General features: G+C 36.0%; 7 protein-coding genes and 1 tRNA gene. 3 read left to right on the plus strand and 5 right to left on the minus strand.

All coding sequences use genetic code 11. The features are described from left to right. Positions 1-4,977 carry a translocation/assembly module TamB domain-containing protein gene (locus tag YQ22_RS10740; RefSeq protein ID WP_071341213.1) on the minus strand — a complete coding sequence of 1,659 codons (4,977 nt, stop codon included), beginning with the start codon at positions 4,975-4,977 and terminating at the stop codon, positions 1-3. A gap of 429 nt (positions 4,978-5,406) precedes the next feature. Here YQ22_RS10740 and YQ22_RS19385 point away from each other — a divergent pair, with 429 nt between their 5' ends. Further along, positions 5,407-5,535 (plus strand): hypothetical protein, encoded by a 129-nt coding sequence (locus tag YQ22_RS19385; protein ID WP_257786201.1) that lies wholly within the window; start codon positions 5,407-5,409, stop codon positions 5,533-5,535. 61 nt (positions 5,536-5,596) lie between these two features. Here the strand turns inward: YQ22_RS19385 and YQ22_RS10745 are convergent, their stop codons facing one another. From YQ22_RS10745 to YQ22_RS10755, 3 genes are all read right to left on the minus strand, one after another. Further along, a complete protein-coding gene (locus YQ22_RS10745) occupies positions 5,597-6,700 on the minus strand; it encodes a DUF4407 domain-containing protein (protein WP_071341214.1) in 1,104 nt (367 codons plus the stop codon). 136 nt (positions 6,701-6,836) lie between these two features. Continuing rightward, entirely contained in the window at positions 6,837-9,167 is a 2,331-nt protein-coding gene (locus YQ22_RS10750) for a M56 family metallopeptidase (protein WP_071341215.1), read from the minus strand. 2 nt (positions 9,168-9,169) lie between these two features. Further along, a complete protein-coding gene (locus tag YQ22_RS10755; protein WP_058104004.1) occupies positions 9,170-9,535 on the minus strand; it encodes a BlaI/MecI/CopY family transcriptional regulator in 366 nt (121 codons plus the stop codon). Positions 9,536-9,738: 203 nt separating this feature from the next. Between YQ22_RS10755 and YQ22_RS10760 the strand changes: the two genes are divergently transcribed. Continuing rightward, the gene (locus tag YQ22_RS10760; protein ID WP_071341216.1) at positions 9,739-10,317 is read left to right on the plus strand and encodes a PhnA domain-containing protein; all 579 of its coding nucleotides are present in this window, start codon (positions 9,739-9,741) and stop codon (positions 10,315-10,317) included. 116 nt (positions 10,318-10,433) lie between these two features. Here the strand turns inward: YQ22_RS10760 and YQ22_RS10765 are convergent, their stop codons facing one another. Next, the gene (locus tag YQ22_RS10765) at positions 10,434-11,825 is read right to left on the minus strand and encodes a dipeptidase (RefSeq protein WP_058104001.1); all 1,392 of its coding nucleotides are present in this window, start codon (positions 11,823-11,825) and stop codon (positions 10,434-10,436) included. Between the two features lie 128 nt (positions 11,826-11,953). Between YQ22_RS10765 and YQ22_RS10770 the strand changes: the two genes are divergently transcribed. Beyond that, a tRNA-Leu gene (locus tag YQ22_RS10770) sits at positions 11,954-12,035 on the plus strand.

A 12,035-nucleotide genomic window follows, 5' to 3' on the forward strand; every position in this document is an offset into this window, starting at 1 on the left:
TTATTCTTCTTTTTTGTTCGCGTCTTTTTTAGACGATTTATTCTCTTTTTTCAGCGGACTGAACAATTGACTGAATTTATTGAACTCGCGATTAAAGATAAAAGCTAAACCCGTTACTATAAGTTGACCGTCAATAATATTTTGATACTCTTGTTTTCTAAACCCCTTTAGTCTGTACGTGCCTTCTTCACTCAATAGGTACTCCAAGGTTACGTTACCGATCAATGGTGTTTCACTTTCGCTGGAATATGCACTTCCTTCAACATCTACTGCGCTACCTGCGGTAACGATCAACCGATCGTTAAATAGTCTTTTGCTGGCATTGATATTCAATTGTGTACGACTTTGGGCGCTTCCGCTTTCGTAATCCTCAAAACTGTCCAAGTCAAAACCGAGCTCAAAACCGGTATTGCCCAGTAATTTATTGGAAATGGAAGTAAGTTCGTTAGACAGTACTTTGTTTACGTTGTTTCTGGCAATAGTTACAGCGCCACCACTACTACCATCACTTCCTGTGGTAGGATAAAAACGGTTCAGTGCCAAGAGCGAGAATACCTGTTTGTTCAATTCGGATTCTTGCTCGTTCAATTGTTGAATACGACTGTACACGGCACCACCAAAGTTACCTTGCGCATTTTCTGGCATGTCCAGGGCAAAGGAGAGTTCTGGCTGCATAAGCTGCCCGTCTATGTTTAAATATACCAAGAATGGTGTAGACTGTGCATAGGAGCCAGAAACACTGCTGTCCGTTCCGTAACTAATGGAAGACATTAATGAAGAAGCAGATGTCTCTATTTCATAAATAGCGGTTACGTCCATTTTGGCATCGAATGGGTCACCGCTCCATACAATACTGCTACCTTTTTGTAATTGAAATTCGCGACTTACCAAGTTGTATAAACTGGTTCTGTAATAGCCCGAGTTCAATTCTAGCCTGCCCGATAGTCTTATGTCTTGATTTGGATCTATGTTCAAATTCAATGTAGCGTTACCGGATGCCTGCAACTTGTCTTGGGTTTTTTCATCAAGTACAATGGTAAATTTAGCCTCGTTCCCAATTTCTAGAACCGTATTGATATCCATGCCGGCAAAAAAAGAATTCGTAGTTTCTTCATCTGATCTGGTAAGTATGGCATCAGGGTTTTCCCTGTTTACAAAAATAACAACACCGTCTCGCTCCTGAATGTCCAATTGGTCTTGAGGTACAACATAAGTTAGATCGGTAATATCGCGAATGCGTAACCTGCCATCTATAACGGGTAGTTCTAAATCTCCCTGTACTTTTACATCTGCTTTTATACTTGCAATTCCATAGACCAATTCATCATCTCCTTTTTTGGAATCTAACACTCTAAATTGATCTGTTTTCACCGTTAGGTCAAAACTTGGGTTGACAAAACTCTCTGTGTAAACCGTACCGTCTATAGTCAATGTACCTTGATTAATGTCCTCTATGGCAAAGGAATTAAAACTTACTTCGTCTTGATCAATATCTATGAATTGATCATCTATGGTAAACGTAGACTTATAGGCCGCCAATGCTAAGCTAAAATCATTAAAGTTTATTCTGCCCGAGTATTTTGGTTCTGCCAGGGTACCCTTTACCAATAAGCTTCCGTCTAGATAACCCTTGGCATTCGTTAATTGTTCGTTAGAGAATCCTTCTATTATACTGGCTTCCAGCTTTTGAATATCCAGTTCCAAATTCAGGTAGGCGGTATTTTGTTTTGCGGTATAATCTCCGGTTAAATTAAGCTTTGCACCACCGTCTTTTAGGGCAAGGTCAAAGTCATATTCTGATAACGATTTGGAAGTTGCATCTAGGGTAAGGGTGCCTAACGGATTTTGAAGTACCTGAAAATCTTTGATATCTAAATTGGCAACAAGCCCAGACGCGGTGTAGGGATTGATGATTACAAAATCGCCTTCTACCTTACCTTTTGCCAAGGCTTCATCAGGATTGAAAAAACTGAGAAATGTCTGTAACTGAAAATTCTCGAACAGGATTCCAATATGTTCCGTATCCATCTTTGGAAACGTATTGGATATTTCCATCTTTTGAGAATTTCGAGTAAAGATTACTTTTTCAAAATCTGAAAATGATTCACTGATCACTATAGAATTATCCTCTGGAATTTCCCATTGCTTTTTATTAAGGATTAAATCTTCTGGATCAATATGGAGTTTTAAAGTGTCTTTCTGGAATACTAGACCAGATGCTATGTGCATGACCTGTACCGTGTCATTTTTTGAATTGAAATCAAGTAATAATTCTTTATTCTTTAAACTACCTTCTAAATAGGTTTGTTTAAGATGAATGGGTTCGTAAATTAAATCTGCAAGGCCTGCAGAGAATTTTAGGTCTACAGAATCTCCTTTTACATAGGCATTTAAACTATCTACAGAACTACCGGCATACGATATGTGCGGTACTTTCACTTGAGCGGAAATTTTTCTCTTTTTAGAATCAAAACTGGCATCTATATTCAAGGAATCTAAATCTTCTACTACGTTAAAAAATACTTTAGACAATACCGGTGTTGGTATTATGGCAATCGCCAATTTTGCTTCAATAGTATCTTCGACCTCATAGACGGTGTCGTCTGTTGAGAAATAGTGTTCCAATTGTTTTTTTAATGCGTTGGTAATACGATTAGGCGATGCATTGGATGCCAACTGCCCGTTCAAGAAATTACTTTGTACGGAAACGTCGGTTATGGTATCTTCAACATGTGCCTTTAGAATGATGGTTGACACTTGATATTGCTCGTTATCCGCTACGGCAATACCATCATCAATAACGGTGTTAATCGTAAAATTGGATGGCGTGCCGGTATAATCACCATTTATATTAGCGGCAACTTTAATGTTTTCCTTTGTAAGTCCAAGCTCTTTTAAATCTGCCCCAATGATATTTGAAGTGAATTGAATATCATTGTCATTAGATGTAAGAAGTAAAGTTGCACCTGCATTCATATTCAAATTGGGGTCGTTGATATTTGCGGATATGTTACCCTTGCCATTATTTAGAATACCGTCAATATCAATCGCTTTATAACTGTAACCGCCGTATTGAAATTGCGAAATGTTACCGGTTATGTTGGCATCTAAATTGCTTGTTTCGTTACCAGAGCCATTAGCATTTATTTGCAATGAAATTTCACCTAACTGATCGTTCTGTAACAGTTGCCCTAGTTGAAGACTGTCTATAGAAAAGATACCATCAAATTTCATGATTTCCCCAAAGTCAACAAGGGCATTTATACTTGCATTCCCTTCTGGAATTTTAAGGGCCATGTTTGGTTTTACCCAGCTAGTTCCGCCAGATAAGCTACCTTCGGCTACAATGGTTTTAGGTACAGAAATCCCTAATTCCTTGGAGGATATTAATTTGTCTATAGCTGTTTTATTGCTTTTAAAGCTAATATTGTTCAAATTATAAAAAAGTGAATCTGTTTGGGTAAGATTTTCAATACTGCCTTTTGCCACAAGATGTGTGTCTGGCCCCCATTGTATTTCTGTACTGAAATCATCAACTTTTCTTAGGTTTCCTCTTGCTTTTAAATGACCGGTAAAAGGATGTTTTGATAAGGAATCTAGATATTGATTTTGGGCAAGTTCCGGTTGAATTTTTAAGAGGTCGCCAAGCTCTAAATTTAGATCGGCAATGTTTGCGGTTAGGGTGCTTTTTTCAGGATTTTCCAATGCATCTTTCAACGAATTGAACTGAACGTTAAGATCTGCATTTGCAGAACTATTGTTTATTTGAAAAACGACATCTGACAGTGATGCCTTGGTATTGTTTAAGCCAGCTTTAAAGGCCAATTGATTTAAATGTATACCGCTAGGTTCTGAGAAGGAGAATTTAGAAACATCTAAATTGAACTGCTCTGGGCGATATTCTAAATTTTTGGCCAGTAGTTGTAACTGCTCAATTTTAAATGCATTGGGGTTGAAGCTTTCCGTGCTTTGCTGTTTGCCATTTATGGAATAACTGAATGTGTTCTGGGCAAGGTCTATATCGTTAGCTGCAATGATGAATTCCGGCCATTCAAATTCAGCTGTATTGGTGGTAGTTATTTTAGTTTCTTCACTCCTTAGTTTTACATCTATTTCTGAATCATGAAGAACAAGGTCATCTGTCTCATATCTATTTTTGGATACATCTGCCAGTATTTCTGTAAGTTCAATGGTACCAAGTTTTAACTGGGTCTGTAAACCGCCTGGCTGACTGTTGTAGGTGATATTTACGTTATTTACATTAAAATCTTCCACCTCAATATGTGGTAGAGCTGTACTTGTGGTGTCTTCGGTTATTGGGAATTCATGAGATTGAACGTACTGGAGTTGGGTATTGCTCAACTTAAAATCATCCAAAGAGAATTTCATGGAATTCAAGTCGAATTCCGATACGTCAATATCTAATTGACCAAGTATAAGGTTGATATCTGTTCCAAGATAGGCATCGGAATAATTCAATTTCCAATCAGTGATATCTAAGCTGCCAACATTTATATTCATGGGGGCACTAGTTGTAGCAGTCGTATCTGTCGTAGTAGTCAGTGCATCTATTAAGAACGTAAAGTTGAAAACATCTGGGTTGTTCTCCCTATTTATTTTGGCAACAACACCTTTAGATATAACATCATCAATTGAAATTTCATTTTTAAAAATGGCAGGGTATATTGGAATGTCCGCTTGTAACGATTTTGAATAGAATAGGGTATCTCCCTTAACATCTTCCAGATAAACACCTTCTATTTGTATATCACCAGAAAAGGTAATGTACAATTTGCCAACTTCTACTTTAGTATGTGTTTTGCTAGAAATATAATTGGTAACCTTAGATACAATGGCATTTTGTGCCCAAGGTGTCCGTACTAACAGGACTAAAACAAAAAATAGCAAAATTAGCCCAAGGAGAATTTTTCCAATGCGCTTTAGGTATTTTTTGAATTTCAGATTTTCGTTGGCCATAAGGAAAACAATATAATATTGAATACAGTCATTCAATTTTTAAGCTTAAACCTGTTACGATCCCAGCTGTGCCATAAAACCTGTAGCAATTATAATTAGTAGAACTATGATGATCATAAGGTTATAAAACCTTCTCTTCTTTTTCTTGGTTTCTTTCAGTGATGCCATTAAAATGCAAAGTTAAGATTACCAATATATAAAATTAGCTTATTTACTAAGAAGATTATCGGTATAGAACATGTTGAGAGTCCATTACTGTTTTTGATTTATTAAAGGATAGCTTAAGAAAAATAGGTTCATCTACACTTATGGTCCATTGGCCTATACTTAGATTGCCCCGGTCAGAAATCAAAGATCTAAGCTGAATTGATGAGGTACCTTTGGAGTGTAATTAATGACTAACTCAAAAAATCACCAATACTATAAAATATGAAAACAGTAATTAACACAAATAGATGCTTAGGTTATTTTGAAACTGCCAACCAAGAGGAAATTTATGAAATATGTACCTATAACGTTACAAATTCAGAATTGATCTTAGAGGCTATGACTGTGTAAAGAAGTTGTTCAAGGTAGTTCCCCCAAACCGAAGAAGGCCAATAGAAATATTGGTCTTTTTCTATTTTAATCCTTTGGTTTGAACATTATGGAAACTATCTGCCTGTAAGCGTAACAATTCTTCCGCTTTTTTCTTTTTGTATCCGTATAGCTCTTCTTCGCCCTTTAAATCTTCATAAATTTTTTGATTGATTTCACCATCTGTAGCAACTATTAATTTACGTTGCGCTAATTTTTGGGCAACCCATGTAGCTAAAACACTTTCTTCTTCTTCCAATTTAATGTCGTACTCACCTTTTGGAGCAAGTAATTTCGCAATTATGGGCGAAGTTTCAATAGCTAAGAACAGTAGAAATATGAAAAATGATGGCATCCATGGCAATTCATTTAGAGCCGTAATTCTTGCCATTAATCCGTCGAAACCATCAATAATAGGTTGTGAATTTTTCACCACGTCTGCATAATCTGAATTCAATGCCGTTATTTGGGCTTCTAAATCTGTAATTTTTTCTGCATTAGTGGTCTTTAATGCCTGTAGTTCAGCAAGTGCGGCATCATGTTTTTCCCGCTTCTCCGCATATACAGGTCCTTTGCCCAATAGCTTTGTACCGGCCGTGCCTTCTGCTTCATTGATATAAATATCATAAAGCGCATTGGTTTCTTTTTCTTTTTCTGCTATTTCAGATTTTAAGTTGGTGATGTCGTTATTTAACTGCGTTATCTTAGGTGTGTACTGTAAGGCAAGTTGATCTTTATTAGCAAGGGTAAGGTCATTCTTTTGCTCTAATAAAACCTGATTGATCTCTTTTTCAAAAATCTTCATTTCCAAAGGTTTTGAAATTACGATAGCAATGATAACGGCAAGAACTATTCGTGGTACTGCCTGTAAAAACTCTTGCCCAAAATTGCCTCGTTTTTTTATGGTCGATACTATAAAACGGTCCAAGTTAAAAATTAGGAGTCCCCAAATGAGTCCGAAAAATACGGCGGTATAGACATTGTTAAATACGGTATACAGAGCATAGCTACTTGCTATAAATGCCATTACCGCAGTAAAGAAAACTGTAGCACCAATACCTGCATATTTGTTTTGTTCGCCTTTAGAGCATGTTTTTAAAAGTTCTGAGTCGGCGCCAGAACAAAGAATGAAGAAATTTTGAATCATGATGAAAATTCGTTTTTTGACCATCCATACGGCTGGCAAGTTGATGATGATGTATACTGGGTGAACGTAACTATTTTGTTTTTGGTACGTAAAAAGCCCTCGAAAAGAGGGCTTTAACATATGTTTGACGTTGTGTCTATCGTATTGTTACAGGTGCGGTAGTGATTCTTACTTCGGTCTTTCCAAGTTTCTTACGAGATTCCATATTCAATTCTTTGATCTTTTTAAGTAAGTCGATCGCTTTATCAGACGTTATTTTTTCGCCTTCAAAATAAAATATTGCTCCTTTTTTTGCCATGTCTATAGCGTAGTCAAGAGGAGAGGGTGGAGTAGGAGGAGTGGGTGCCGTGGTACTAGTAAGTTCCATAGTCGTTTTTGAGGATGTTCCTTTTATTCCATTGATGTCTAAGTTCAAATGGTCATAGGGGTCTTGATTTTCAATGATTTCTTTAATTTGATTATCTGCATAATCTGAAGAATTTGGTGCTTTTGGAGCTTTGGGTGCTGGTGGTGGTTCTGGAAAATCAGGAAATGGTTCAGCATGCTCTTTTTGCTCTTTAGACATAAATCCGTAAATATGTTTTAATTGATCAATATCAGATTTCAAGATGCGGATATTGCCACCATCAGCTATCATACTGTTGTATTTTTTTGCAAGCTCATTATAGTAGACTAATTGCTCTTTACTTGCGCCATCTTGATTTTGTTTAGGTAAGCATTCCGGAAATGGATCTGCCAACTTTTTTTCGGCATCACTCATGTTTCTGTAAATAGATTCCAATACTTTTAAATCATTTAAAGGAATTGTTCTTTTAGCAATGGGAATAGCGTTATATTTTTTGGCTAAACGGTTATACAAACCAAAAGCTCTTTTGTCTAAGTTCGTATTTATATCTCCTGAGATTGTATATATAGCGTACTGTGCAGTGTCATAGCTTTCTAATGGAGACATTGCTTTTATGTTGTTTCTATTTATGTAAGTATTTAATTTCGATGCAGGTAAATTCGTTTCATCGTTTATGGCTATTACATCATTAAAAGAATTTAATTTTATCCCTGAGGTAGCACTAACCAAATAGGGTGTTTTATTAACCTCAACAATACAATTGGTATTACCCTTCTTTACATCTTCTAACTTTGAAGTGAAAAATTTTTCATTTTCAATTACAGAAATATTTTGGGCAATTGATGCATAATCTAAATTGATGTTCTTTGTGAATAGTTTGGAGAACTCTGGTGTAGGTCCATTATTTTTTTGAAGTCCAAAGTACATTGAAGTTTTTATTTCACCACTAAGATTTCCCCAATGCTCTTTTTGAACTAACGGTTTGTAACCTTCTTTTTTGACTATGAGATTAAAGTCAATTTCACCTTGTTGTGCATTGACAAACTCAAGTGAATAATAGCCTTTGTTGTCTGTTGTGGTGAGTACAGTTCCATTATAGTTTTTGATTTCTGCATTTATTATAGGTTCTAAAGTTTCAGAATCAATTACTAAACCAGCGAGTTTTACAGTTCTTTTTTGAATTTTCTTTTCTGTTTTATCAATACTAAAATTAGTTGTTGAATTCCCATTTATATATTCTGTTGATCTACTACTAAAACTAACTAGTAGAAGGACCATTAAAGGGAATACAAGAACGCTTCGAATTAAAATACCTCTTTTTGATGTTTGTTTTTTCATGATGATGAATCGTTTTTTGATTGATGAATAATTTATGGCATTTGCAATGCCAACGGATTGATGCGTGTGAGAGTTGTCATTTGATAAGTACGACAGTAAAGTGTTTTGATAGTGTAATTGATTTTCTTGCCCTTTAATTACGGCACTATCAGCTAGAAATTCATGATTGAGTTTGATACTTCTTTTAAATACATAAATCAGCGGATTAAACCAGAATAAAACTTGTAGCAATTCAATAAAAAGAACATCAAAACTATGCCACTCCTTAGCATGGGTTTCTTCATGTAATAGTACAGCAGCTGGTATACTCTTAGATTCAAATTTTTGCTTGTTGAGAAATATATAGCGAAGAAATGTATGTGGCGGTAGTTCTTCTTTTAACAAGACTTTTACCAAGGAATTAAATTTAATTTGGGTATTGCGCCTAACACGGATCCATAGTTTGGCAATGTTATAAAGAAAACGAAATCCAAAAATTGCAACTCCCAAACCATAAAGAGTATAAAGAATCAAGGTCCAATTCATGGGCGATTCTTCCATCTCATGAACTATTGGTGTTATTTCTGGTTGTTCATTTATGGTCAAAACTTGAGTGACAGCAGGGGTTGGTTCTGCTTCTATATATACGGTAAAAACAATTTGTGGAATTATTAGAGAAATAATAAGCGCAGTTAATAGAAAGAATCTTTTAAAATGGTGCATACTTTCCCTTTCAAGCAAAAGTTTATAGAACACTAAAAAAATGCCCATGCATGCCGTAGATTTTAAAAGATAGATTTCCATAATTACTTCTTTTCTATTTCAACATCTATTAATTTCTTCAATTCTTCCAATTCAGCTTTGCTTAAATTGGTTTCTTGCGTAAAAAATGATGCAAACTGACTGGCACTATCGTTGAAAAAGTTTTTAATGAGTCCGTTTACATGTTTAGAGAAATAGTCTTTTTTCTTAACTAGCGGATAATATTCTCTGCTTCTGCCATAACTTTTATAGTCAATAAACTTTTTGTCGGTCATCCTTTTCAATAAGGTGGCTACAGTAGTGGTAGCGGGTTTTGGTTCTGGGTAAGCATCCAATAGGTCTTTCATGAAAGCTTTCTTTTGCTTCCAAAGTATATTCATTAATTCTTCTTCCGATTTGGATAACTGCATTTTCTACAAGTTTAGAATTTGTTCTACAAACATAGAATAAATAATTTGATTCTACAAATGTAGAGTTGATGATGATTGGTTCATGCAAAGGAAAAAGTTATTTTACATTATCGAATTGGTCTTGGTATAATGGGTAATTAGTGAAAGTACTTATGGCTCTTGCTTATAATAAGTGTAAATTTGCAGCTTAAAAGCAACCTAGAATGAGCGTAAAAGATGATTTAGAAGCACGTAGTGGTTCCACATGTGAATTATGTACCGCAACCAATAACTTAGAGGTTTTTGAAGTTGAACCGGTTTCTATAAGTGGAGTTGATTCTAGTATTTTGGCGTGTGAAACATGTCGTACTCAAATTGAAGACCCGGAACAAATGGATGCTAATCACTGGCGTTGTCTAAATGACAGTATGTGGAGCGAGTACGATTCTGTAAAAGTTGTGGCGTGGAGAATGTTATCTAGATTAAAATCTGAAGGTTGGCCCAAAGATTTGCTGGATATGATGTATTTAGAACCTGAAGTTTTAGATTGGGCAAAGGCTACGGGAGAAGGTTTGGCAGAAAGTGAGAAGATAATTCACCGTGATGTCAATGGTGTAATCTTACAAAATGGTGATAGTGTTGTATTGGTGAAAGACCTAAAGATTAAAGGTTCTAGTCAAGTAGCCAAACAAGGTACTGCAGTAAGGCGAATTTCGTTAGATAGGGAAAATGCTGAATATATTGAAGGTAAAGTGGGACCTACCCTTACCGTAATCATCACTAAATACGTGAAAAAAATATAGTTGTTCATTATTGGTTCTCGGAATCAATTTATCATCAACAAAATATACTTCTACAATAAAAAACGTCTTTGTAAGCAAAGACGTTTTTTAATTTACTGTCAACTGTCAACTGTCAACTACTTCTTGGTCATTTCAGTGAAATATTGATAGAAATAAGGGATGGTTTCAATGCCTTTTAAGTAGTTCCATACCCCAAAATGTTCGTTAGGGGAGTGTATGGCATCACTATCTAAACCAAAGCCCATAAGAATAGTTTTACTCTTTAATTCTTTTTCAAATAGAGAGACTATAGGAATACTACCACCACTACGTTGCGGTATCGGTTTTTTTCCAAAAGTGGTTTCGTATGCTTTTGATGCTGCTTGGTATGCATCAGTATCTATTGGTGTTACATAACCTTGACCACCATGATGAGGTTTTACTACTACGGTAACACCTTTAGGTGCAATAGATTCAAAATGAGTTTTAAATAGCTCGGTAATTTCTCTCCAATCTTGGTTGGGTACCAATCTCATGGATATTTTAGCATATGCTTTACTTGCTATAACCGTTTTGGCTCCTTCCCCAATATAACCGCCCCAAATGCCATTGACATCTAAGGTAGGTCTAATGGAGTTACGTTCGTTTGTAGAATAACCTGCTTCACCATACACCGAATCAATATCCAAAGCTTTTTGATATTTTTCTATGCTAAATGGTGCTTTTGCCATTTCTGCGCGTTCTTCGGCGGAAAGTTCCTCTACCTTGTCATAAAACCCTGGAATGGTAATATGGTTATTTTCGTCATGTAAACTAGCGATCATTTTTGTTAAAATGTTGATCGGATTTGCAACGGCACCACCGTATAAACCAGAATGTAAATCGCGATTAGGACCCGTAACTTCCACTTCAACATAGCTAAGTCCGCGTAAACCCGTGGTAATTGACGGCACATCATTGGCAATCATGCCCGTGTCCGATATTAAAATAACATCGTTTGCCAATTTTTCTTTATTCTCGGCAACATAAATACTTAAGTTATTACTCCCAACTTCCTCTTCGCCTTCGATCATGAATTTTACATTACATGGCAGCTGATCGGTTTTTACCATCAATTCCAATGCCTTTACATGCATGTACATTTGCCCTTTGTCATCGCAAGCACCACGTGCAAAAATGGCTCCTTCTGGGTGTAAATCGGTTTTTTTGATTACCGGTTCATAAGGTGGGGAAGTCCATAATTCCAATGGTTCGGCCGGTTGTACATCATAATGGCCATATACTAGAACCGTTGGTAGGTCTTTGTTTATGATTTTTTCACCATATACTATAGGGTAACCGGCTGTTTCATGAATTTCAACAATATCGCAACCTGCATCTTCTAGTTTTGATTTTACCATTTCCGCAGCGTTTAAAACATCTTGAGAGAAGGCAGGATCTGCGCTAACAGACGGTATTTTAAGTAGTTCTATGATTTCATTTAGAAATCGGTCCTTGTTTTCGGAGATATAATTCTTTACGTTTTTCATGCAATTTTTTATCTGACTTTTGATAAAAGTACAAAAAGCGTAATTTTTAAATAGCTAAAATTTAGAGAATTGATTTTTTGCATTATATTTGCACCCCGATAATCACATATCGTGATTTTGGAAAGTATGCAGGCGTGGTGGAATTGGTAGACACGCTAGACTTAGGATCTAGTGCCGCGAGGTGTGAGAGTTCGAGTCTCTCCGCCTGTA

The sequence above is a fragment of the Maribacter sp. 1_2014MBL_MicDiv genome, assembly GCF_001865655.1.
GTDB lineage: Bacteria > Bacteroidota > Bacteroidia > Flavobacteriales > Flavobacteriaceae > Maribacter > Maribacter dokdonensis.